This window comes from Streptomyces sp. NBC_01016 (assembly GCF_026341035.1).
Taxonomy (GTDB): Bacteria; Actinomycetota; Actinomycetes; order Streptomycetales; family Streptomycetaceae; genus Streptomyces.
This window is the reverse complement of record NZ_JAPEOQ010000001.1, coordinates 793,578-815,363: the sequence shown is the minus strand read 5'-3', so window position 1 is coordinate 815,363 and position 21,786 is coordinate 793,578. Positions and strand designations below refer to the sequence as shown.

Annotated in this window: 22 protein-coding genes; 20 read left to right on the top strand and 2 right to left on the bottom strand. The window is 69.6% G+C overall.

Going from position 1 to position 21,786, the window contains the following annotated elements; translation table 11 throughout:
- Positions 1–193: 193 nt before the first annotated feature.
- From OG746_RS03830 to OG746_RS03815, 4 genes are all read left to right on the top strand, one after another.
- The gene (locus OG746_RS03830) at positions 194–1,321 is read left to right on the top strand and encodes a ferredoxin reductase (RefSeq protein WP_266711513.1); all 1,128 of its coding nucleotides are present in this window, start codon (positions 194–196) and stop codon (positions 1,319–1,321) included.
- 17 nt (positions 1,322–1,338) lie between these two features.
- The gene (locus tag OG746_RS03825; protein WP_266711511.1) at positions 1,339–2,469 is read left to right on the top strand and encodes a fatty acid desaturase family protein; all 1,131 of its coding nucleotides are present in this window, start codon (positions 1,339–1,341) and stop codon (positions 2,467–2,469) included.
- A 1,079-nt stretch (positions 2,470–3,548) separates the two neighbouring features.
- Positions 3,549–4,547 (top strand): acyl-CoA desaturase, encoded by a 999-nt coding sequence (locus tag OG746_RS03820; RefSeq protein WP_266711509.1) that lies wholly within the window; start codon positions 3,549–3,551, stop codon positions 4,545–4,547.
- A gap of 54 nt (positions 4,548–4,601) precedes the next feature.
- Complete coding sequence (locus tag OG746_RS03815; RefSeq protein WP_266711507.1) at positions 4,602–5,015, top strand: DUF5994 family protein; 414 nt, start codon at positions 4,602–4,604, stop codon at positions 5,013–5,015.
- A 1,310-nt stretch (positions 5,016–6,325) separates the two neighbouring features.
- Here OG746_RS03815 and OG746_RS03810 read toward each other — a convergent pair.
- On the bottom strand, positions 6,326–6,697 hold the full coding sequence (locus tag OG746_RS03810; protein ID WP_266711505.1) for a hypothetical protein: 372 nt from the start codon (positions 6,695–6,697) through the stop codon (positions 6,326–6,328).
- Positions 6,698–6,960: 263 nt separating this feature from the next.
- On the opposite strand from OG746_RS03810, the gene OG746_RS03805 reads away from it, so the two are divergent.
- Positions 6,961–8,196 (top strand): helix-turn-helix domain-containing protein, encoded by a 1,236-nt coding sequence (locus OG746_RS03805; protein ID WP_266711503.1) that lies wholly within the window; start codon positions 6,961–6,963, stop codon positions 8,194–8,196.
- Positions 8,178–8,756: a flavoprotein gene (locus OG746_RS03800; RefSeq protein ID WP_323179541.1), complete on the top strand. Its 579-nt coding sequence runs from the start codon at positions 8,178–8,180 to the stop codon at positions 8,754–8,756. The genes OG746_RS03805 and OG746_RS03800 overlap by 19 nt, the downstream gene beginning before the upstream one ends.
- Positions 8,757–9,009: 253 nt before the next feature.
- Here the strand turns inward: OG746_RS03800 and OG746_RS03795 are convergent, their stop codons facing one another.
- Positions 9,010–9,369: a GntR family transcriptional regulator gene (locus OG746_RS03795; protein WP_266711499.1), complete on the bottom strand. Its 360-nt coding sequence runs from the start codon at positions 9,367–9,369 to the stop codon at positions 9,010–9,012.
- Positions 9,370–10,324: 955 nt separating this feature from the next.
- Here OG746_RS03795 and OG746_RS03790 point away from each other — a divergent pair.
- The 14 genes from OG746_RS03790 (at position 10,325) to OG746_RS03725 (ending at position 21,784) form a co-directional block, all read left to right on the top strand.
- Positions 10,325–10,591 (top strand): DUF6284 family protein, encoded by a 267-nt coding sequence (locus OG746_RS03790; RefSeq protein ID WP_266711497.1) that lies wholly within the window; start codon positions 10,325–10,327, stop codon positions 10,589–10,591.
- On the top strand, positions 10,588–11,118 hold the full coding sequence (locus tag OG746_RS03785; protein ID WP_266711495.1) for a hypothetical protein: 531 nt from the start codon (positions 10,588–10,590) through the stop codon (positions 11,116–11,118). Before OG746_RS03790 ends, OG746_RS03785 begins: the two co-directional genes overlap by 4 nt.
- A complete protein-coding gene (locus OG746_RS03780) occupies positions 11,115–12,116 on the top strand; it encodes a DUF2637 domain-containing protein (protein ID WP_266711493.1) in 1,002 nt (333 codons plus the stop codon). Before OG746_RS03785 ends, OG746_RS03780 begins: the two co-directional genes overlap by 4 nt.
- On the top strand, positions 12,116–12,493 hold the full coding sequence (locus OG746_RS03775; RefSeq protein ID WP_266711491.1) for an RRQRL motif-containing zinc-binding protein: 378 nt from the start codon (positions 12,116–12,118) through the stop codon (positions 12,491–12,493). The genes OG746_RS03780 and OG746_RS03775 overlap by 1 nt, the downstream gene beginning before the upstream one ends.
- A 39-nt stretch (positions 12,494–12,532) precedes the next feature.
- Positions 12,533–12,775 (top strand): hypothetical protein, encoded by a 243-nt coding sequence (locus OG746_RS03770; RefSeq protein ID WP_266711489.1) that lies wholly within the window; start codon positions 12,533–12,535, stop codon positions 12,773–12,775.
- Positions 12,768–14,510: a type IV secretory system conjugative DNA transfer family protein gene (locus OG746_RS03765; RefSeq protein WP_266711487.1), complete on the top strand. Its 1,743-nt coding sequence runs from the start codon at positions 12,768–12,770 to the stop codon at positions 14,508–14,510. Before OG746_RS03770 ends, OG746_RS03765 begins: the two co-directional genes overlap by 8 nt.
- A 149-nt stretch (positions 14,511–14,659) precedes the next feature.
- Positions 14,660–15,649 carry a C40 family peptidase gene (locus tag OG746_RS03760; protein ID WP_266711485.1) on the top strand — a complete coding sequence of 330 codons (990 nt, stop codon included), beginning with the start codon at positions 14,660–14,662 and terminating at the stop codon, positions 15,647–15,649.
- Between the two features lie 13 nt (positions 15,650–15,662).
- Positions 15,663–15,929, top strand: coding sequence for a hypothetical protein (locus OG746_RS03755; RefSeq protein ID WP_266711483.1), 267 nt, complete (start codon positions 15,663–15,665; stop codon positions 15,927–15,929).
- A 2-nt stretch (positions 15,930–15,931) separates the two neighbouring features.
- Positions 15,932–16,300: a hypothetical protein gene (locus OG746_RS03750; RefSeq protein WP_266711481.1), complete on the top strand. Its 369-nt coding sequence runs from the start codon at positions 15,932–15,934 to the stop codon at positions 16,298–16,300.
- Between the two features lie 2 nt (positions 16,301–16,302).
- Positions 16,303–17,457, top strand: coding sequence for a hypothetical protein (locus tag OG746_RS03745; protein WP_266711479.1), 1,155 nt, complete (start codon positions 16,303–16,305; stop codon positions 17,455–17,457).
- Positions 17,381–18,709 carry a hypothetical protein gene (locus OG746_RS03740; protein WP_266711477.1) on the top strand — a complete coding sequence of 443 codons (1,329 nt, stop codon included), beginning with the start codon at positions 17,381–17,383 and terminating at the stop codon, positions 18,707–18,709. Before OG746_RS03745 ends, OG746_RS03740 begins: the two co-directional genes overlap by 77 nt.
- Positions 18,703–20,139, top strand: coding sequence for a putative type IV secretion/conjugal transfer ATPase (locus OG746_RS03735; protein ID WP_266711475.1), 1,437 nt, complete (start codon positions 18,703–18,705; stop codon positions 20,137–20,139). The genes OG746_RS03740 and OG746_RS03735 overlap by 7 nt, the downstream gene beginning before the upstream one ends.
- A gap of 321 nt (positions 20,140–20,460) precedes the next feature.
- The gene (locus OG746_RS03730; protein WP_266711473.1) at positions 20,461–20,832 is read left to right on the top strand and encodes a hypothetical protein; all 372 of its coding nucleotides are present in this window, start codon (positions 20,461–20,463) and stop codon (positions 20,830–20,832) included.
- Positions 20,833–20,920: 88 nt separating this feature from the next.
- Complete coding sequence (locus OG746_RS03725) at positions 20,921–21,784, top strand: bifunctional DNA primase/polymerase (protein ID WP_266711471.1); 864 nt, start codon at positions 20,921–20,923, stop codon at positions 21,782–21,784.
- Positions 21,785–21,786: the final 2 nt, after the last annotated feature.

The window sequence follows — 21,786 nt, the reverse complement described above, 5'->3', positions numbered from 1 at the left end:
CGGCCGATGGCGCGAAGCATGCCGTGGGGCGGTGTGGTCCGCCGCCCCGTGTGTTTCCCTCGGCGCAAGCGATCCGGCGACGGCGGCGGGACGCACGCGTACGGGACCGAGAGGGACCCGGCGCGTTCGGAGCCGGCACATCAGCCATTCGGCATCCGGCATTCGGGAATTCGGTATGGGGAGGGGCGCCCGCATGTCCGAGCAGCCGCGACGCTCACCGGGAGCGCTGCTGCGGTCCTTCACCGGCCGGCCGGGGCGCCGCGCCGCTCTGTCGGCCGTGTCCTGGCTGACCAGCCCGCTCTCGCCGGACGACTATCTCGGCCTGCTCGATCCCTTGTGGTCGGCGCGGCATCCCGCGGGCCGGGTCACCGACGTACGGAGTGAGGGCGCGGGGGCGGCCACCCTGGTGATCAGGCCGGGCCGGGGCTGGAGCGGCCACCGGGCCGGGCAGTACCTTCCGCTCGGGGTCGAGATCGACGGCGTACGGCACTGGCGGACGTACTCGATCACCTCGGCGCCCGACGAGGGGGCCGCCGAGATCACCGTCACCGTGAAGGCCCACCCCGACGGCCGGGTCTCGCCGCACCTGGTGCACAGGACCGCCCCGGGCACGGTGCTCCGACTCGGCCCGGCACAAGGGGAGTTCGTGCTGCCGCGGCCGCTGCCGGAGCGGCTGCTGTTCGTGACGGCGGGCAGTGGCCTCACGCCCGTGATGGGGATGCTGCGCACGCTCGCCCGCCGCGGGTGCGCCGCCCCGGACACCCTGCTCCTGCACAGCGCGCCGTCGCCGGACGAGTGTCTCTTCCGTGCCGAACTGGCCGCCCTGGAAGCCAGGTTGCCCTGGCTGACGGTCCGTCTGACCCATACGCGCACGGACGGACGCCTCACCGCCGGCCGGATCGCCGCGTCGTGTCCGGACTGGCGCCGGCGGGACACTTGGGTGTGCGGTCCTTCCGGGCTCCTGGACGCGGCGGAGCGGCAGTGGGACGCAGGGGGAGTGCGGCAGCGGCTGCGGGTGGAGCGCTTCCACCTGACCCCCGTGCAACCGGTGGGCGCCGACGCGGTCGGCGGCCGGGTGTGCTTCACGCGCAGCGGCCGGTGGGCGGACGTGGCGCCCGGTGTGCCCCTTCTCGCGGCCGGCGAATCGGTGGGTGTGCCGATGCTCCACGGCTGCCGCCGCGGCCTCTGCTTCGGCTGCCTCGTCCCGATCGTCGAGGGCCGGGTGCGCGACCTGCGCACCGGTGAACTGCACGGCGAACCAAATGAGTTGATCCAGACCTGCGTCAACGGCGCCGCGGGCACGCTCGTCCTCGACCTGTGAGTCCAGAGGAGACCCTCATGACCGCCGCTGTATTCAGCGATCCGGCGCCCGGGGAACCGGACGCCGACCTTACGGACCAACTGGGCCGTGAACTGGACGCGCTCCGCGCCGAGTTCATGGCGGCGCGCGGCGCCGACGACGCCCACTACATACGTACCGTCATCGCCGTGCAACGCGGCTGCGAGACCGGCGGACGCCTCGCGCTCGCCGTCTCCCTCTTCCCACCCGCCTGGTTCACGGGCACCGCCCTGCTCACCTTCGCCAAAATCCTGGAGAACATGGAGCTGGGCCACAACATCCTGCACGGACAGTGGGACTGGCTCGGTGACCCGGCGATCCACTCGACGACCTGGGAGTGGGACTTCGCCACCCCCGCCGATGCCTGGAAACGCACCCACAACCACCTGCACCACACGTACACCAATGTCGTCGGCCGCGACCGCGACCTCGGCTACACGGTCCTGCGCATGGCCCCGGACCAGCCCTGGCACCCGGGCCATCTCCTCCAGCCGCTGTTCACGGCCCTGCTCGCGCCCGTCTTCGAGTGGGGCATCGCCCTGTACGACCTGGAGGTGGACGAGGCGTTGGCGGGCCGCAAGAGCGTGCGCGCCTTCCTCGGGGACACAACTGCGATGGTGGGCAAGGCGGTTCACCAGGCGGCCAAGGACTACGTCCTCTTCCCGCTCCTCGCGGGACCCTCCGCGCTGCCCTGCCTCCTCGGCAATCTCACCGCGACCACCACCCGCAACGTCTGGGCGCACACGGTCATCTTCTGCGGACACTTCCCCAGTGACGTGCACACCTTCGCGTACACGGAGGAGCAGATCGAGGGCGAGAGCCGGGGCGAGTGGTATCTGCGCCAGATCCAGGGCTCGGCGAACATCGAAGGCGGGCCGCTGCTCCACCTCCTCACCGGCAACCTCAGCCACCAGATCGAGCACCACCTCTTCCCCGACCTGCCCAGCAACCGCTACGCCGAGCTCGCTCCGCGCGTCCGGAAGATCTGCGCCCGGTACGGACTCCCGTACGCCACTGGGCCGTTGTGGCGGCAGTACGCGTCGATGTGGGGCCGGGTGCTGCGGCACGCCCTGCCGACGGCACACCGCGGCGCGGAAGGTGGGAGCGAGGGCCATCGCCGGGCCGAGTGACCGGACCGGCGGTGGCCCTCGCGGCGGCGTCGCTGTGTCCCCCTGCACAAGTGCGACGCGCGCGGGCAGGCCGGGCCTGTGCGTCGGCAACACACACCCGGCGCGTCCTTGCGGGCGAAGGACCGCCCCGCAAAGACGACGGATCAGGGAGGAAACGGATCAAGAGGGAAAGGGGTCAAGAAGGAAACGGATCAGGAAGGAGGTGGATCAAGAAGGAAACGGATCAGGAAGGAGCACAAGGAGAACGTCAGGTCGCGACGCGGAATCACGGACCGCGACCCGACCTCCTCGAAGGCGGAGGCCGGAGTGCTGGGGGTCCGGGACCGGGGACCTGGAAGCCGGCGCTGTTGTCGGCGGCTGCGCTAAGTGCCGTATTCACGCTAGTCCCGCCGGTGGGGCGGCGACACCGGTCACCAGGATGAGTCTGGCTGCGCCGAATCCAGTAGGGCATCCGGACGTGCGGAGCACTCCGGCTTCCTGTGGTGGGCACGACGCGACCAGGGGTGGCCCGAACCGGTCGGGGGCCCGGGCCCACCGATCCGCGCGCCCTACCGATCAGCGTGACGGCCGCAGTACGCTCCGTCTGGCCGACTGCCGGCCCCGACTTCGGCGCGCACTTGTCCCGGGCCCGCTGGAGTCGCGCGTCGCCGACGAGGCGCGACTCCAGCCCCTGCCCTCCTGCGTGTCCGTAGCGGGGAACTCCCGCGCCCCGCTGCCGCAGTTGGGCCCCGCGCGAGGAGCGGATGGGGGAGCCACTGCTCCTCGCGCCCGACGGCCGCCCCCGGTCGCTTGATCGGCGGCGGCCGTCCCAAGTCCTCGTATTCAACGCCTACTTGAAGGCATTCCCGGTGTTCAGCCTACGCCCGGCGGGGGCCGATCGCTCCTCCTCATGGCATCTGCCGCGTGCGCGGCGCCGGGGCCGTTTTCGGCCGCGCAGGAGTACGGTGCAAGAAGGCGGGGGGCGTTCGGATGGCGGTGCCCGGTCACCGCGCAACGCCATGCTCCCCTTCCCCACCGCCCACTCAGGGGCTGCCCTCGACCCCGGCCGCGCCGCCGCTCACCAGTCGAGGAGCCCGCACATGTCCCCGGAGCCCGCCGCGCACACACTCGCCCGCTTGCCGGACGCCGCGCCGCCCGCACCCTACGACGGCAACTCGCCGTTCCCACGCGATGGTTCGCCGCATGATCGGGGTGGCGGAGAGCGTCTGTACGTGACGGTGACAGCGGCGATCGTGGTGCTGCCGTTCGTGGGGCTCGGCCTCGCCGGATGGCTGCTGTGGGGGCGGCTGATCCATCCCACGGACATCGTTCTCGGGCTCGCCCTGTACGTGCTCACGGGCCTCGGAGTCACCGTCGGCTTCCACCGCGGGCTCACCCACGGCAGCTACCGGGCCGTCCGCCCCGTGCGCATCGCCCTCACGGTGGCCGGTTCGATGAGCTTCCAGGGCGACGTCGTCGGCTGGGTCGCCACGCACCGCCGCCACCACGCCTTCACCGACCGCCCCGGCGATCCGCACTCCCCGTACCGGTACGGCACCCACCTGCGCGGCCAGTTGCGCGGTCTGCTGCACGCTCACATCGGCTGGCTGTTCCGCAACGACCGTACGGAGCCGGAGCGTTACGCCCCCGACCTGCTGGCCGACCGCGACATCCGCGGGGTCTCCCGCGCCTTCCCGTTCCTGTGTCTGGTCACGCTCGCCCTGCCGTTCGGCCTCGGCTGGGCGATCGGCGGCACCTGGCTGCACGCCGTGACCGGCCTGCTGTGGGCGGGGCTCGTCCGCATCGCGCTGCTCCACCACGTCACGTGGAGCGTGAACTCGCTGTGCCACATGATCGGCGAGCGCCCGTTCCGTACCCGCCGCCACGACCGGGCCACCAACCTGTGGCCGCTCGCCCTGCTCTCCTTCGGCGAGAGCTGGCACAACCTCCACCACGCCGACCCGACCAGCGCCCGGCACGGGGTGGAGCGCGGCCAGCTCGACCCGTCGGCCGCGGTCATCCGGCTCCTCGAACGCCTCGGCCTCGCACACGACGTGCGCTGGCCGACGCCGGACCGCGTCGCCGCCCGCCGCATCTGACGCCCGCCCCGTCACCCACTCACCCGCGCACGCAGCCGGCAGGAGTCACCCCTGATGACCCTCGCACCGCACCTTCCGCCCCCCTCCCAGCCCCTGCTGCGCCTGCGTCTGGCCCCGCACGCCGGTGGTCCCCGAGCCATCGACGGGGCCTGGTGGCCGCACTCCTACGACCTGCTCGCCGAACTCCCCACGCTGCTCGCGGGGTTGCCCCGGACCTGGGGCCACATCAGCAGCGTCCTGTTCAACGGGGCAGCGTGGCCGGCCACACCGGGCCGCATGCTCGTCGCCGACCAGGTCGTCCGTCTGCGCAGGAGCCTGGCGGCCACTCCCTTGCACACCGTCGTCCTCGTCGCCCCCGGCCACGGACGCTGGGACCTGCTCGTCGTACCACCGGACACGACCGAGGAGGAGGCGGAACCGATCATGGCGGGGGCATCGGGCGTCGACACCCTCCGGCACCCCGCCTGACCTGCTGATCAACCCGTGAGGCCAAACGCAGAACAGGCCCGGTACTGATTTCTCAGTACCGGGCCTGACCTGGTGTTTCGGCTGTCGGGGTGGCGGGATTTGAACCCACGACCTCTTCGTCCCGAATAAGGTCCCGGCAAGATCGATAGCTGCCCTGAGTTCTATCTGCGCAGGTCAGGGCGTTGGTGTGAGTTGGTATCGATGGGTCACCGAGGGGGAGCGGGAGAAGATCTTCTCCCAGGTTTCTCCCGGCGCGAGACAGTGGGATGCGCCAAGGGCTTGTTCGGCGCTCTCAGGGGCGTGGGTGGCGCTCGTGGGCCTGAGGGCTGTGCAGGAGAGCGGCGGTGCTTCGTTGCCGCTTCGCTGTTGATCGATGTACCTCAACCATGCCGCGGTACAGAACGCTCATGCTGGTATGGAAAGCCGGGTTGCTGGCTTCTGCGGCGGCCGTGTGCTTCTCGGACTCGGCAAGGCATCGAGCCGCGCACTTCTCGGCATAGGCGACTCGTTCTTGCGAAGCAAGCCTCGCCTGTCTGTTGTAGTCCACACCTCGACGGTACGCCTGACCATCACTGTGAGTCCCAACGAGCCACCCCACAGCGGCTGCGCCCCACCCGGGGACGACCCTGCAGGAAGCGGACCACAAGCGCTTCCGATCACCCTGTGACCGGTCTACTCTCATCAAATGAAGGGGAGTTGGGCTCCACGCCAAGGTACCCAGCCCCGCCAGCTGGAGCCGCGTCACCGACAACGCGGCCCCAGCCTCTGCCCTCCGCTACGTGACCAGCCGGTGAGGCAAACTCCCGCAGCCTCGCCTTCACGCTTAAGAGGGCACCTCGCGCAGGGACCGCCGGGGAGTCCCGGTCCCGCGCGTCCCCGGTTGCTGCCGCATCCGCGGCGGCAACCGGGGGGCTTTTCATGCCTCCCGCCACTGCACGGCGCATCTGAGGTCTTGGAAGACCTCGGTTGAGTCGGTGGCGCCGAATCTGTCGGCCTGAGTTCCCGGGGTATCGATGCCTCCCGTGGCATCAGGGCCACGGTCAAGGCGGGGACCGGCCGTGGAGGGGAACTCGTCGCGGCTGGTACTACCCACTCCTACCTTCCTCCTCGAAAGCCGCTGAGATGCATTCAGCCCCGCGCATTTCCTCTACGCCATGAGGCCGGACGGCTTCCGGATGGGGTACGTCGCCAGGGGGCCGTCGAGCCCGCTGTGCGATGTGTGCTTGGCGAAGGTCGAGGCGAGGCGCAAGCGCGGCAACGCGTAGCCCCGAGCCCGCGCGGCATGCGACCGCCGGGTTACGGCGGTGCATTCAGGCGTCCTCGCCGAAGTCTGGTGTGGGTATCCACGTGCCACGCAGCCCCGGCATCGGGTTGCAGGTCGGGCAGGGTGAGGCGTTCTTGCCGCGCATCATCATCACCAGGTCGGGCGCCTCGTAGTGATCGAGCGGGTTGGGATGCTTCATGCAACCGCCCCGGTGGATCACGTACGGCGCCTCCTCGTGGAGCGGCTCCTGCACCGTGAAGCGGGATTCCTTCCAGGCGACCTTGCGCCGGCGCTCCTGCTCGACGGCTTCGCCTTCAAGGCGCCGGATCGTGGCCCGCTCCTGCCCGAGCTGGTACTCCAGCCAGGCCACGACCGCGCGGTGCTTCTCGATACGCTCCATCAAGCTCGATTCGGACATGTTTTCGATTTTAACGACGGTGTAGGCCGTGTCTGGGAGCCCTGGCGGAAGGGCGCGCACCACCGAAGCGCGTCGCCACTCAGCGCGGGGTGCCACGGACGCCGAGAACGTGCCTGGGATACCCGGACAGTTCGTCCGGGCTCCGGGCCCCAGACTGCCCGACTCTCGTAGCAGCAACAGTGCGGACCAAGGTCGTCTACCAGCCAGGGAGACGCCTCTGTACCGTGAAGCACGCCCCTTCGAGCAGCAGGAGGCAGCAGACAATGCGTGGTCTCGGAGATCACCTCAGCATCGGCGAGCGGATCGCGTTCTACCGCAGGCGTCGTGGCCACACGCAAGAAGTCTTGGCCGGGCTTGTCGGCCGAAGCACCGACTGGTTGGCGAAGATCGAACGGGGAGAGCGAAAGCCTCCTCGGATCGACATGCTCGCCGAGCTGGCTCGCATCATGCGCGTTCCGCTTGGGGACCTGCTCGGGCAGACCGTGCTCGTGGAAGACGAGCGGCAGCAAGACGACGTACCCGCTGTGCGCGACGCCCTCATGAGCCCGCGGCGGCTCTCGCGCCTACTCTTTGGCCCCGAAGCCGAGACGCAGCTCCCGACTCCCGCTCCCGTGGCAGTACGTGTCGAGCAGGCGTGGAACGACTACCAGGGAGGGCGGCTCGGTAGCGTCATCACGGCCCTGCCGGCGCTTCTACAGACCGCGCAGGAGCTGGAGGAACGAGCGGCCCGGCGCGGTGAGGATCGCGGCGACTGCTGGGCAGTATCCGCGCGTACGCACCACCTCGCAGCGACGACGCTCGCAAAGATCGGTGAGTCAGACATCTCATGGCTTGCTGCCGAGCGTGCGATGCGAGCCGCTGACGAGTCGGACAACCCGCTCGTGCTGGCGTCAGCCGCGCGTTCGGGCACGCACGCCCTCCTCTCCAATGGGCGGTACGACGATGCCCTCGAACTGGGCAACACCGCCGCAGCGTGGCTTTCGTCGCAGGTCACGGAGAGCGATCCGGCAGCACTGAGCCTGCTGGGCATGATTCACCTGCGCGCCGCCGTAGCGGCTGCTCGTCACCAAGACCGACCCACGGCGGCAAGCCTGTTGGACCGTGCCGAGCAGCTCGCCGAGGACCTCGGGGCGGATGAGAACTACTGGCAGACCGGCTTCGGGCCCACGAACGTGCTGCTGCACCGACTCTCCGTCGAGTTGGACCTGGACAACGTCTCGTACGTCGTCGCGAACGGTGACATCAACGTCGACCACATGCCGCAGGAGCGCAGCGTTTCCCATCGCATCGACTACGCGCGCGCCCTGTCGCTGGCCGGGCAGGGCGACGAGGCGTTCACAGAGCTGCGAACGGCTGAGCGCACGTCTCCGCAGCTCGTGCGGAACAATCCCAGGGTGCGCGAGACGCTGCGGGACCTGATCAAACAGGCTCCCGTTTCTAGCGGGTCGCGTTCGTCCGAAGTGTTCGTGATGGCTCAACGGTGCAGGGCGGTGCAGTGAGTTCAGTGAGGCGTGGAGTGCTCGGGGTCGTCGGATCGGCGGCGGGCGGTGTGGAGGCACTGCGCACCGGGCTCGTAGAGCCCGCGATCGAGCGGGGGTGGCAGGTAGCCGTGACGCTCACGCCAACTGCCGGTGAGTGGCTGCGAATCAGTGGCGAGTTCGAGCGTCTGGAGAAGTTGACCGGCCTTCCCGTCCGCGACGAGCCGCGCCTACCGGGCGAGACTCGCCCTCACCCTTCGGTCGACTGCTACGTGGTCGCCCCTGCATCGGCCAACACGGTGGCCAAGCTCGCCATGGGCCTGATGGACAATCAGGCTCTGACGCAGGTGGGTGAAGCCATCGGCACGCTCTCGCTGCCGGTTGTTGTCTTCCCGCGCGTGAATGCAGCCCACGCTCGCCACCCGGCGTGGAAGCAGCACATCGAGGCTCTGCGGTCCGGTGGCGTGCACGTCGTCGACAGCCCGGACGTGTGGCCGCTGTACGAGCCGAGGGAGGCGCCGGCGGGCCGCGACCTCCCGTGGGGGGCGGTGCTGGACGCGGTGGACGCAGCAAACAAATGATGGGTCGTCAACCCACCTGACCTGCAATGAAAGAGGACCCGGACAGTCTGTCCGGGTCCTCCGTTGTGTCCGGCCACATGCTCATTGGCATGTCAGCGATCTACGAGCAGCGCAGCGAACTGGCGGGCATGTCCCCTGCCGAATTCGCTTTGATCACAGCGAGCATGAGGCAGGCGCGCGGTGCAGTCGAAGGGCTACTGAGGCGCACCGACGAACTCACGGCGACTGTGGATTCTCGCTACCGACAAGCCGCTCAAGGCGATCCAACCGCTCGCCGAGTACGCGGAGCGCGTCGTGAATCGTGCTGAGCTCGGCGGCCAAGGCGGTATACGCCGGACTGCTTCCCGGCTGGGTGCCGAGGGGGGGCGGCAGGATCGCGCACGAACGTGCCGCGGCCCTGTTGGCTGAGGACCAGCCCTTCGTCACGGAGCTGGCTGTACGCGCTCTGAACCGTCATGAGCTGCACGTGTCGCTCCTTGGCGAGCGTCCGAGCTGCGGGGAGCCGATCGCCCGGGTCGTACGTGCTGTCAGGGCCCGTGATCTTCGCGCGGAACTCCGCCGCGATGTCCTTGGCCGTGGGCGGCTGCTTGGGCGCTTCGGGGCTCTGGTCCATGCCCCCGAGAGTAACCGGACCTAGGTCAATCTCTGATCTTTCGGCGGCATACGCTTGACACTCAGATTGACCTGGGTCAATCTGAGATTGCGACGGAGCACGGGGCCGAAAGGCCGCGGGAATCCGACCGCAACTGCTTGACCTGCACGAATGCACAGGGCGGGGACGCTGCAATCCCGCTAAAGGCCAGGGGAACTGGGCTTCGGCCCTACTGGCGAGGTGGCCCGGTGACCGCGAGCAACGGCCGGAGAGTGGGGACGTGGTCCCCCTTGCAGTGCGTATCCCCGTCCATCGAGCCGAAGGAGGCAGTCAGTCGATGAATGCGATGGGCGCCACCGTGATCGATCGGCACGGTGGCGCCGCTTCATCACCAGGCTCGCGAGCGTGAACGTGCGTCGCGGCCAACCGGTCGGCTTCAACTGCATCGCGGTGGCTAGCACCGCGCCGGTTGCTCGCCTCGCCCGTCCGGGCGTCCTTCGGGGCGGCTTGTACGGGCGGGGTTGAGGGGAGCCGGAGGAGCCGGTTCTGAGCGGGCCCCCGGGAGGCAACCCGAGGGCCCGCGTACAGGCACCTAGTAGGAGGCACCTGTGATCACGAGTCTGACAGATGCGGAGCGCGCTGAGCTGGCCCGGAAGGCGCACGAGGCGAATCAGCGCAGCCTGGCCGACGCCCGTGCGCGGGGCGGTCGTTGATGGCCGGCGCCGAGCACGAGCGCACGAAGCCGCCGCTGCCGGTCCGCCCGCCGCGGCCTCATCCGCACGCGGCCGTGACCGGCCACTGAATCAACAGCCCTGATGGTCGTAGGCCGGGTTCGACTCCCGGCCAGGGCACTCCGGTCGCCATCGGTGGCCGCGCCGCCCACGTCGGCGGCATTCGTCTCGTACGGCGTGAGCCCCCGGAGCGGCTACTCCGGGGGCTCTGTCGGGCCGTACCTGTTCCTAGGGAGACACGACCCATGAAGCTCATCGTTGCCGTTCAACCCCCTGTTACCCCCGACGCCTTCGGCGAGGAGCCCTCGGACGCCGAGCTGGACGCCACCGAGCGCGAGATGCCGCTCATCACGGCGGAGGTCGAGCTGCTGGACGTGCAGATCGCGCTGCTGGACCGGCCGGTGAACCCGATGGATGAGCGGCGTATGCGGCGGGCTCGTCGCAAGGTGCTCGACGCGCGCCGCCAGGTCACCAACCAGGTCGCCGCGGTTCGTGAGGGGGATGCCGCATGATCCGCATCGTCACAGCGAAGCGTCTCGCGCGGCTTGAGGCCGACACCCACGCGGCCTTCGACCGCGCCCGGCAGACCAGCGAGGCCGCAAGTGCAGCGGTGGACCGGCACACCTGCGAGATGCAGGCCGCTACCGCGAGCATCAAGCGGTTGGAGGCCGAGTCGACCGAGGCGGGGGAACGGCTCGCGCACACGGTGGCCGAGCTGGCCGCCGCCGAGGAGGACCTGCGGCGGCGGGAGATCGAGGTCCAGCGGCTCCGCGAGGAGTTGGAGGCCGGACCGTCGGAGGGTGATTCGCTGACGGTGCTGCTGCACTACGGCGAGCCCCACACCGTCTACGCCTCCCACGCGGAGGCGAAGGCCGACACCGCCACACACGGCGTTACCGAGGGCGCCTGGGTGACCGGGGATGAACGCATGCCGGCCGAAGTCCAGTGGCGCCTTGAGGCGTTCACGTACGACGCCGCCGCGAACGGCTTCCGTCGGGTGTTCGTGCCCGCTCAGAGGCGGGTCGGTGAGGCGGCGTGAACAGTGTTCAGACGCGTTCAGCCGAGCGCACCCTGTCGGGTGGCACGTGGCTGATCGTGAGCGGGGCAATGCTCTACTCGATCCTCACCGTCACCCCGCTGATGGCCAAGCACACCGCTCCGGAGTGGGCGTGGACGGCGCCGATCCTGCCGCTCGTCGTGGACGCCGCGGTGGTCATCGTGGTCAAGCTCGACGACGTGCTGGCCCGCCTGGGCGAGCACGGCGGTAAGTGGCCCATCGCCCTGCGCTGGATGACCGGCCTCATGACGCTGATGCTCAACACCGCCGACTCCGCACTGAAGAAAGACCTGGTCGGCGTGGTGATCCACTCGGCGGCGCCGCTGCTGCTGATTGCCACGGCAGAGACGAGCCTGGCCTACCGGCGCAGCATCGCCCGCGCCGTGAGCGCTCAGGAGGCCAAGCGGACGGCCGAGCGTGAAGCCCGCGAGCAGGCGGCCCGTGAGCGCGAGGAGCGGGCGCGTGCCGAGGTGCGGGAGGAGCGCGAGCACGCCGAGAAGGTGGCGCGTGAACAGCGTGAGCATGAAGCCGCCCTGCTGCGTGAACAGGCGGAGCGGGAGGAGCGTCAGCGGCGCGAGGACCGCGAGGCTCGGGAGCGTGCCGAGACGGCCGAGCGCGAGGCTCGTGAACGCCGTGAACGCGAGCGTGAACAGCGTGAACAAGAGGCCCTGAAGCTTGAACAGCAGGCCCTTCAGCGGGCCGAGGCCGAGCAGCGCAAGCGCCGCGAAGACGCTGCGCGTGAACGTCGTGAACGCGAAGAGCAGGTGGCCCGTGAACGCGCCGCGCTGCTGGAGCGCGGCCCGGCCGCGGGCAAGCTCCCCGAGGACGAGGCGCGCCGGATCGTGGCCGCCGCGTGCGAGGCGGGCCTGCCGGTGCGCCAGGCCGCGGAGCTGTGCGGCTGGTCGGTCGGGTGGGTTTCCCACCGCTACGGCGAGCACCGGGGCCCCGACGCCGGTGACCTCGCGATTGCGAGCGGCTGATGCCGACCGCCTACAGCAAGTGCTACGACCCCACGGGCGCCCGGTACGGGATACCGACGTACCCGTGGAAGTACGCGCCGGCCGGTCTGGCCACCCGCCGACAGCTCCGTGCGAAGGGGCTGCGGCCGGGCGGCCAGGAGGTGTGCGCGCAGTTGATGATGCGGCACCGCGGCCGGAAGTCCGGCGCGATGGTCGCCTACCTCTACCGCGAGGACCGGGCACTGCCGGTGCGGCCGATGACCTCGCGGAAGTGGGGTGCGCTCGCGCTGGCGATGCTCGCCCGCCGCACGTGCCCCGTCTGCCAGGTCGCCTACAGCTACTGCCTGCCGACCTCGCTCGGCATGTGCCTGCTGTGCCACGACGAGCAGACCGCGTGACGCGCCCTCAAGCAGATTCTGATCAACGGGAGTTACTCGATGAACCGCTGCTCGACGAATGCTCCCCGAGAGGTGGAGTACCACTACGTGCTGACCGTGCAGCTCAACGACGGCTCACTCGTCTCGGCCGACGGCAACGTCGTCGTGCCGCCGGACGGGGACCGCGCCGGGCTCCTCAACTTTGCCCGCCAGGTGATCCGGAACAAGACCGGCAGGGACGGCATCGTCACGTTCTTCACCTGCGGCCCCAACCAGCTCGGGGAGGGATGCACTCATGGCTGAACCCACGGGGGTAGGCCTCACCAAAGACCCGGAGGTCGCGCAGGTCAGTGCGGCCCCGAAGAAGCAGCGGCGGCCGATGCGATCGCTGCCGGAGGAGGAGAAATGGGTCGTGGGCGGCCTGGCCGTCATGGTGCCGGCCGCGGGCCTGCGCTACCGCGACGAGATCGAAGCCTGGGTGACCGACAACAAGGTCTGGCTGATCGGCCTGACCGTGCTCCTGCTCGGCTCCTGCGTCGCAGCGATGGCGCGGGCAGCTCGCCGAAAGCGACCGCGCGGCGTGAAGCGCCCCAGCGTGCAGCACACGGCCGCGTTCGCCTCGGAAGGACTCGAAGCGTCCCTGCCTGATCCTGAAGCGGGCGAGGTCGAGCAGGGGGCAGCTCCGGCTGCGACGCCGACCGCCCCGATTCCTGCTGTGCCTGAGGCGTTTCAGGCTCCCGCGCCCGCTGATGAGGCGCCTGCACTGGCTTCGGCGCTGAAGCTTGACTACTCCGGCGGTAAGCCCCGCACGGTCCGCCGTGGCCGTGTCGAGCTGGGCGAGGAATGGGTGATCGAGCTGCCGCCCGCCGGGGTCTACGGCGACGTGGCCGGCAAGGCGGCCCGGATCGCCTCGTGGCTCGGCGTCCCTGACGAGCAGTTCACGATGCGGCCTGGGACCAGCTCGCGCGAGGTCATCCTGCTGAGCCTGGATGAGCCGCTCTACAGCCGCGTTCCGGCGCTGCCGGATCCGGCCGAGGCCATCGCGCGCGGCATGCTGCCGCTCGGCTACGACATGAGCGGCCGGGTCGTCGAAATCCCCTCTCCGTTCGGCAAGACGCAGATGCTCGTGGCGGGATCCTCCGGAGGCGGCAAGACCGAGGAACTGAAGTGGCTTGCGTATATCGCCCTGGTTCTCGGCTGGGACCTGATCATCGTGGATGCCAAGGGCGACGGGGACTTCGCGTACCTCGAAAAGGCCTGCCTGATCTACGAAGAGGTTCCGGACCACCGGCGGATGATGGAGATCAACGCCTACGTCGAAAAGGAGCACCTGCGTCGGGCCGCCGCGAACTCCGAGTCCGTTCGCTCCGGTGCCGGGAAGGCGAAGCACCGGCCGCTGCTCTTCATTCTCGACGAGGTCAGCACCTACACGGATGAGGCCGACTCCAAGAAGGAAGGCGCCGAGTTCGAAACGGGGATGAAGACACTGTCCCGCAAGGTCCGCTCCTCGCACATTCTGATCGTCCTGTCGACACAGAACCCCAAGGCCGAGGTCATCAACACGTCCATTCGCGGAAATCACCGCGTACGGATCGCCTTCGGCTGCGCGGACCGTGACCAGTCGGACGTGATTCTCGGGGGCGGGACGGCCAAGACCGGATACGACGCGTCCAAGCTCCCCGGTATCCAGGGCGCCGCCGTTCTCCAGGTCATGGACAAGAACAGTGAATTCCGCGGCTTCATGGTGAGCGACGAGGAAATCAACGCCGCCGTGGATGCGCGGGTGGACGAGCCCCGCGAGGACGAGCCGGAAAGCGTTGGTCTCGTCCGTGAGGCCTACGGCGACAACGCGTTTCTCTCGACTGCTGAATTCGCGTCCCGGCTGCGCACGTTGGGCGTGGACATTCCTGACCGCGACGATGCCGCCATCGGGAAGGCCGTCTTTGCCTGGCTGGCCGAGGCCTTCGGCCGGCCGATCCCGGCGACCCAGGTAGGCCGCGTGCGTGGCCGTCATCTGCGGGACATCGTCGGCCGCTGAACCACCGTGCAACCCACCGTGCGGGCACCGTGCGGCTCCTGTGCAGCCACCGTGCGCGACACGGTGCTTCACGGTGCCCGCACGGTGCCTCGCACGGACCCCTGCACGGTTCATGACCTGCATGAACACAGGAGAAGGGGGAGTGAGAGATGAAGGGGTCCGGGATCGGGATCCTGGTGGCCGGATCGTCGCTGATCGCCATCACCGCGATGAGCCTGCAGGGCAACCCTGCCGTGCGCGGCAAGCAGACCGCGGTGGGCGACCGGGTCAAGCCCGGATCGGTGCCCGCTCAGTACGAGCGGGTCATCAACGCGTGGGGCAACGAGTGCGACGCCATATCGCCTCGCATTCTCGCCGCACAGATCAAACAGGAATCCAACTTCAACCCGAAGGCCACCTCTCCGGTGGGAGCCAAGGGCATCGCCCAGTTCATGCCGGGCACCTGGCAGTCCTCCGGGATCGACGGCAATGAGGACGGAAAGCGCGACATCTGGGATCCCGAGGACGCGATCCCGTCGGCCGCCCGCTACATGTGCTCGGTCTCCGAAAGCCTGAAGGGTGTTTCCGGGGACAAGACGCGGCTCGCACTCGCTGGGTACAACTCCGGGGCGGGCGCCGTGAGGAAGTACCGGGGCATCCCGCCTTACAAGGAGACCGAGAACTACGTCACGACCATCATGAAGTCCGCCGCGAGCATGGGGCAGCCGGTCTCGAATCAGTCCCGGGTAGCGGTCGATGCCGTGAATTATGCCTCCCGTCAGATCGGCAAGGACTACGTCTGGGGCGGAAACGGCGACCAGGACGGCGGCTTCGACTGCTCGGGCCTGACCAAGGCCGCTTTCACTCAGGCCGGGGTCACGATTCCCCGCATCGCCAACGACCAGTACGCCTACCTGGAACAGCAGGGATCCCTGGTCGAGAAGGACGAACTACAGCTCGGGGACCTCGTGTTCTTCAGCCAGAAGAAGAAGTCCGGCAAGGCCGGTCCCCGCGATATCGATCACGTCGGCATCTACATCGGCCGCGGGCACTTCCTGGACGCCCCGCGCACCGGCGCAAAGATCCGCATCGAGCCGATGTGGTGGGACACCTTCATGGGCGCCGGACGCGCCCACCCCGACAACGCCCAACAGACCTGAAAGGAGAAGGGAATTGCTGTGCTACATCAGCGACGAAGGCGCACTCAACCTCGTTGACGCGGTCGAGAAATCCGACACGCTCGCCGCCCTGTCTGCCCTGGTGATCCTGCTGCTGATCGTCGCCGGGCTCTCGTCCTGGTCGGCGCTGCGCGCGGCCCGCGAGATGCGCAGACTCCGCGCCGAGACGGACAGCTACCCGCAGTACTACGGCGGGCCGACGACCGGCCCGAACAGCTCTGACGCCAACTCCGGCAACTCGTACCCCCGTTGGGAGAACTGACCATGAGCAAGTACTCCGACACGTTCGTCTGGGCCGCTGAGGGCTGCATCAAGAAGGCCGACGGCACCCAGGACTGCTCCCAGGGCGCCAAGACCGTCCTGAAGACCATCAAGGACACCGGCCCCGACCTCCAGCCGGTCGCGGGCCTGCTGCCGCTGTACCAGATCGTCGCCGGGGTCCTGCTCGGCGCGGCCCTGCTGGTCATCTTCGGCGGCGTCATCGTGACCGTGACGCGCGGCGGGTTCGCCGCCGGCTTCAAGAAGGACGGCGGCGCCCTGAAGAAGACCGTCGTGACGGTCGGCGGCCTGATCCTGCTCGCTCTGGGCGTGCTGTTCATCGGCCCGGCCCTGACCACCGCGCTGGGAGGCTGACTATGGCCGACCCGTGCGCCGAGATCATCGGCAGGGCCAAGCAGTACTGCGAGCGCGGCAATGGCGGGGAGCCGCCGGGCAAGGACGACCTGACGAAGGTCTGGGACCCCGTCTCCAGCTTCGCGGACACCATGTCCGATCTGGCGGCGGCCCTGTACCGGCAGATGGACCGCCTGATGATGTCCGGGGCGTCCCCGCTGGACGGGCTCGACGCCCACGGCGTCGCGGGCGTCTACAACCCGGTGGCGGGCCTGAGCCTGCTGATCGGAACGATCGTCTTGTTGGGCGGGCTCGTCTTTTGGATGGCCCGCCCTTCGGGGCCCAACTTCCGCAAGGCCGGACAGGCCGGCGGCCGCTACCTCGGCCTGATCCTGTTGGCGACCGCGGCCCCGATCGTCATCGCGTTCCTCGCTTACGGGCTCGGCCAGCTCTCCACCCTCGTGTACGCCGACCATCCCTTCAAGGGCATGGAGAAGATGCTGATCGGCTCGGACGGCAACCCCTACGGGCGCATCGCGCAGGCCTTCGTGGTGATGGGGGCGATCGGCCCGCTGTGGCTGACCTGCCAGCTCACCACACCGGGCGTCCTGGCCGCGATGGTGTTCCTGCCGCTGGTCGCCGCATTCGGCGTGAGCCGCGGCTGGCTGCAGTCGACGACCCTGCGACGCCTGCTGCACCTGGTCTGCGCCGTGTACGTAGTACGCATCCCAGTCGCCGTCGTGCTCATGTTCCGGCCCCTGATGCCCAAGGGCGCCCTGACCGACCTGCTCCTGACCGCATCGACCGGCCTGGTCTGCGTCTACATGCTGCTCAACCTGCCCTCGGTCGCCCAGAAGGCCGCTGCACGGATCACGCGGATGCCGAAGGTCAAGGCCCACACCCAGGGCCGCACCACGGTCACCAAAATGCCCGCCGACCGCGAGCGCACGATCCACGCGAAGAACCTGTCCGCCCTGCACACCCCGGGCAACCGGCCCTGGAACAAGCCCGCTTCGGGCGAGGCCGCCAAGGCGCCGCGTCCTGCCGAGCCCCGGCCGCGCGTGAACCGGCCGACCACGATGACTGAAGAGAGGAGCCGACGTGTCCGAGTCCCGGACGTACCTGCTGGACCCGCTGTACGAGACGGAGACCCTCAAGCTCCCGCCCGCCGCGGCTGACTACATGGTCATGGGCTCGGGCGCCCTGCTCAGCTTCACCGGCATGCTCGCCGCATCCGGCAGCATCGCCGGGATGCTGGCAAGCCTGGCCCCCGGCGCCATCGCCGGGGCCGGAGCCCTGATCAAGCTCGGCGACGCCACGGCCGTGGAACGCATCGGCCGGCGCCTGGGCCACAAGTCCCGCATCCGCGCCCTCAACCCCCGCGGCGATGAGAAGACCGCCGACACGATGGGGGCGAGCCCGCACCATGTGGCCTTCACCGGCGTGCAGGAACTCCGCTTCCACCAGCGCGACCGCGCCGCCTTCCCGCAGGCCAACGGCCGGACACTGGCCGCGTTCGAGTGGATCACCGACGGGGCCGCGCTGAAGGACCCGACGCTGATGTGCCGGGCTCATGACGAGCTGGCGGCGTTCCTGGAGTGGGTGGCCGCCACCGGCCCCGGGGCCTGCGTGCGGATCGTGCATGAGGTCAGCCCGTACGGGACCGACGAGGACGACGTTCGCACGACGGGCACGGACGACCTGGGCGACTCCTACCGGCAGCTCGTCGACATGGTCGGCACGGCGTGCGATGCCCACACGACCGTGGTCGTGCTGTCGGTGCCCGCCCACGGCGAGGAGATCGAAGAGGAGCACGGCTGGCTGGAGGCGGCCTACGAGCAGGCGGCCGCGTGCGGGATGGAGACCGGGCCGCTGTGGGGCATGTGGGCCTGGTCGCAGGTCCTGCCCGCCGAGTTGACCGACGGCCCCTTCGAGGTTCATGAGGACCACTTCCGGGCCGCAGGCCTCTTCCACGCGACGGCGGATGTGAGCGACTTCCGGCGCGGCCAGCGTTCGGCGTCGTTCTGGCGGCCGATGGTCACGACCCTGCCGCGGGTGCGCCGCACCACGGTCATCGAGTACCTGCCGCAGGATCGCCGCCGGGCCGAGAAGCGCCTGGAGACCGGCGAGATGCTCCGCACCGCCACCGCCCGCGGCGCAGACGACGCCCGGCGCGAGAAGACCTCGACGAGGACCGGCCGCAAGGCCGCCGACCTGCACGAGGAGGACCTGGAAAACGGCGCCACCTACGTGCAGGTGGCCGCCCGGGTCACCGTCCACGCCGCCGACGAGCAGGAGCTGAAGGCCTTCCGCACGCAGGCAGAGCAGACCGCGGTATCGGCCGGCGCCCGGCTCACCTGGATGGACCGCGAACACGAAACAGGGTGGCGCTCCGCGCTGCCCCTGCCCGGAGGGGAGTTCACATGCTGACGACCACCCGGCAGGCCATCGGGCTCTTCCCCGGCTACGCCTGCCAGCCCGTTACCGACGGGGCCCTGGTCGGGGCATCGCTGCTGGACGGCTCGCCGTTCCGCTTCACGGCCGTCGACTGCGACCAAGAGGTGCTGCCGAGCACGGGCGTGGCCGTGCTCGGCACGCTCGGCGGCGGCAAGTCCACCAACAGCAAGGTGCTGGCGCTGCGCGACCTGGCCCGCCAGGGCCGCCGCTACGCGGTCCTCGACGCCAAGGGCGAAAACGGCGTCGGCGAATGGGACTCCATCGCCTCCGCGCTCGGCGTGAAGCCGGTCCGGTTCGGCGAGGGAGTATGCATGAACCCGCTCGATGAGCGGATCCCGCCCTTGCATCGCGTGCAGCTGGTCGCTGCGCTCGCCGAGCTCGGCGGCCAGGAGCCGTTGTCGTCCGGGGCGCGGATGGCGCTTGATGCCGCGATGGACACTGCGGAAGCCACCACGCTGTCCGGGCTGATGAACGCGGTCACGTCGCTGTCCCACGACGCGATTCCAGGCCGGTTCACCGACGAGCAGCTCCTCGCCTTCGGCCAGGAGGTGGTTCAGGCGCTGTCGCCGTTCGTGCGGTCCGCGACCCGGGGCATGCTCGACGGACCGACGTCGCTGTCCCTTGATGAGCGGTTGACGGTGTTCGACTTCAGCCGCATCGACCGGACCTCGGTGGCGCTGCCCGCGCTGATGGCTGTGGTCGGGGTGTTCCTGGAGTCGGTGTGGCTGGCCCAGGGCGGCGCCGCCTACGGCATGCATTCCACGTTGATCGTGGAAGAGGCCTGGCAGATCCTCAAACACCCGGCCACCGCAGCGCTGTTGCAGCGGATGATGAAGTACTCCCGCCGCGAGGCGCTGTCCGTGACGTCCATCGCGCACTCCGCGAAGGACGCCAAGTCCGAGGAGGCCAAAGACCTCCTGCGGCTGGCCTCCACCCGGGTCTTCCACCAGATGGACCCCGAGGACGCCGAGCTGTGCCGCAGCATGTTCGGCCTGCCCGACTGGGCCGTCCAGCAGATCCCGCTGCTCGGCCGCGGCCAGGCCATCTGGCAGACCGGCCGGCACATCAACCTCGTCCAGACCCTCGTCACGGACTTCGAAAAGAAGCACTGCTACACCTCCAAGCGCCGCGACGCCGCCCAAGGGATGGCCCCCGAACCGGAGGCCGTGGACGCGGTCGAGCAGGCCGGTGAATGGGCGTGGCCGATGCCGCCGAACGTCATCGACAACCGGCACGACGAAGCCCTCCAGGCCGCCCGCGAGGGCCGCCACTCGGAAGCCTCCGCCCTCGCCGCACTCGGCGAAAGCCAGGACATCAAGGCCCACGGCATGGGCTCCGACCAGGTCGCCCAGTGGCAGCAGACCTGGACCCAACTGGCCGACCTGTCCAAGCGCCCCGCTTAAAGCGGCCGGTCGCTGACCCCGCACCCGACCTACAGCGGGCGCGCAGTCCTGCCTGCACTCAACCCCCAAGGAGGGATCCACGCGTGGCCAAGGGCCCCGCCGTCATAGGCGTCCTGACCGAACCCGCACGACCCACCTGGTGGAGAGCCAACCGGCACATCGTCTTGCTGATCCTCGGCCTCATCGTCGGCTTCCACCTCGCCAGTCCCGACAGCGACGCCACGCCTAAACACCCGAAGCCCAGTCCGGCCAGCACCACACGCGTCACTCCGCCCGGCCAATCCCCAACCCCGAGCGCATCGCGCTAACCCAGGAGTCCACATGCCCACCACCGACCCCGTGCAGCTCGTACGAGACGCTGCGGAATCCCTCCGCGCCTTCAACCACCGCACCTTCCCGGGCGGTGACCGCCCCGGCCTGGCCTCAGTCCCGGAGGCGTATCGCGTTCTGGGCGCTCTCACTGCGCTCGTCGAGCGACTGCCGCAGGCCTTCGAGCAGATCGACTATGCCCTGAACACGCACCACCGGCTCGGCCACGTCAGCGCCGACTACGGCACGACCACAGAGCACGTCACCGCCGCCTCGGCGTCGCTCCACGAGGCCGAGGACTACGCCCGCGGACTCACCGCCGCGCTCAACCGCGCCTGGTCGGCCACGAACCCGCTCGGCCACACCGGCCCGATCCCGTCCTAGCTGCGCCAAGGGCGGCCCCCACCGTCTCGCCAAAGCCGTGGGGCCGCCCTTGTCTCCAGTCCTCAACAGACCTGTGGAGGTCTCCAGCATGACCCAACCGAGCACGATCCTGCGAGAGCACCTGCATGCGGCTCTCGACCTGGCCGCGAACGGCCTGCCCGTGCTGCCGCTCCGCGCCGGGAAGGTTCCCTTCGCTAACTGCCCCTCCTGCCTCTACAGCCGGTGCGGCGGCCGACCGAACATGAAGACCCCCGGCCCCTGCACCTGCCCCGGCCCCTGCCACGGCTGGGCGGCCGCCACCACCGACCCGGACGTCATCAACTCCATCGCGTGGCGCCATGCATGGCGTCGCGCGAGCGCGGTGGCCTACCACCCTGGCGACGCCGGACTCACGGTCGTCGACCTCGACGACGCCGACGCCATCGCCTGGGCCCGCGAGCACCTGCCCGCGACCCTGACCGTGCCCACCACACGCGGGGAGCACTGGCTGTACGCGGGTCAGATGCCGTCGGCGAACGCAGTGCGGCCCGGCGTGGACATCAAGTCGACGATGTCCTACGCCCGTTGGCTGGGGCCCGGAACCGGCACCATGACCGACCTGCCCGAGGCAGTGCGCGCCCTGGTCGCGAAGGCGCCCGCCCCGGCCCGGCCTGTGGCATCCGCGGCCATCGCCGTGCCCGCGGGCGCCGGTGGCGGGCAGTGCCGGCACCGCAGTCCGGCCTTCCTTCAGCGCGGCATCCACATGGCCGAACAGCGCATCCGCTCGGCCACCAGCGCCGTGCACAGCACGGTCTACGCCACTTTCCTGGCCGTGCTGTCCACCCACGGACGCTGCGGCTGCCTCACCGAAGCCCACGTCGCCCCCCTTTTCGCAGCCGCGCAGGACAAGGGCGAAACCGTTCGACACTGCACCGAGGCCTGGGCCAACGCCCGCGCCACGTTGGGACTCTGAGC

Excerpts from the sequence above, each read along its gene's own strand:
- OG746_RS03830 (WP_266711513.1), top strand. The coding sequence starts at position 194 with ATGTCCGAGCAGCCGCGACGCTCACCGGGAGCGCTGCTGCGGTCCTTC.
- OG746_RS03825 (WP_266711511.1), top strand. The coding sequence starts at position 1,339 with ATGACCGCCGCTGTATTCAGCGATCCGGCGCCCGGGGAACCGGACGCC.
- OG746_RS03820 (WP_266711509.1), top strand. The coding sequence starts at position 3,549 with ATGTCCCCGGAGCCCGCCGCGCACACACTCGCCCGCTTGCCGGACGCC.
- OG746_RS03815 (WP_266711507.1), top strand. The coding sequence starts at position 4,602 with ATGACCCTCGCACCGCACCTTCCGCCCCCCTCCCAGCCCCTGCTGCGC.
- OG746_RS03810 (WP_266711505.1), bottom strand. The coding sequence starts at position 6,697 with ATGTCCGAATCGAGCTTGATGGAGCGTATCGAGAAGCACCGCGCGGTC.
- OG746_RS03805 (WP_266711503.1), top strand. The coding sequence starts at position 6,961 with ATGCGTGGTCTCGGAGATCACCTCAGCATCGGCGAGCGGATCGCGTTC.
- OG746_RS03795 (WP_266711499.1), bottom strand. The coding sequence starts at position 9,369 with ATGGACCAGAGCCCCGAAGCGCCCAAGCAGCCGCCCACGGCCAAGGAC.
- OG746_RS03790 (WP_266711497.1), top strand. The coding sequence starts at position 10,325 with ATGAAGCTCATCGTTGCCGTTCAACCCCCTGTTACCCCCGACGCCTTC.
- OG746_RS03785 (WP_266711495.1), top strand. The coding sequence starts at position 10,588 with ATGATCCGCATCGTCACAGCGAAGCGTCTCGCGCGGCTTGAGGCCGAC.
- OG746_RS03775 (WP_266711491.1), top strand. The coding sequence starts at position 12,116 with ATGCCGACCGCCTACAGCAAGTGCTACGACCCCACGGGCGCCCGGTAC.
- OG746_RS03770 (WP_266711489.1), top strand. The coding sequence starts at position 12,533 with ATGAACCGCTGCTCGACGAATGCTCCCCGAGAGGTGGAGTACCACTAC.
- OG746_RS03765 (WP_266711487.1), top strand. The coding sequence starts at position 12,768 with ATGGCTGAACCCACGGGGGTAGGCCTCACCAAAGACCCGGAGGTCGCG.
- OG746_RS03760 (WP_266711485.1), top strand. The coding sequence starts at position 14,660 with ATGAAGGGGTCCGGGATCGGGATCCTGGTGGCCGGATCGTCGCTGATC.
- OG746_RS03750 (WP_266711481.1), top strand. The coding sequence starts at position 15,932 with ATGAGCAAGTACTCCGACACGTTCGTCTGGGCCGCTGAGGGCTGCATC.
- OG746_RS03745 (WP_266711479.1), top strand. The coding sequence starts at position 16,303 with ATGGCCGACCCGTGCGCCGAGATCATCGGCAGGGCCAAGCAGTACTGC.
- OG746_RS03735 (WP_266711475.1), top strand. The coding sequence starts at position 18,703 with ATGCTGACGACCACCCGGCAGGCCATCGGGCTCTTCCCCGGCTACGCC.
- OG746_RS03730 (WP_266711473.1), top strand. The coding sequence starts at position 20,461 with ATGCCCACCACCGACCCCGTGCAGCTCGTACGAGACGCTGCGGAATCC.
- OG746_RS03725 (WP_266711471.1), top strand. The coding sequence starts at position 20,921 with ATGACCCAACCGAGCACGATCCTGCGAGAGCACCTGCATGCGGCTCTC.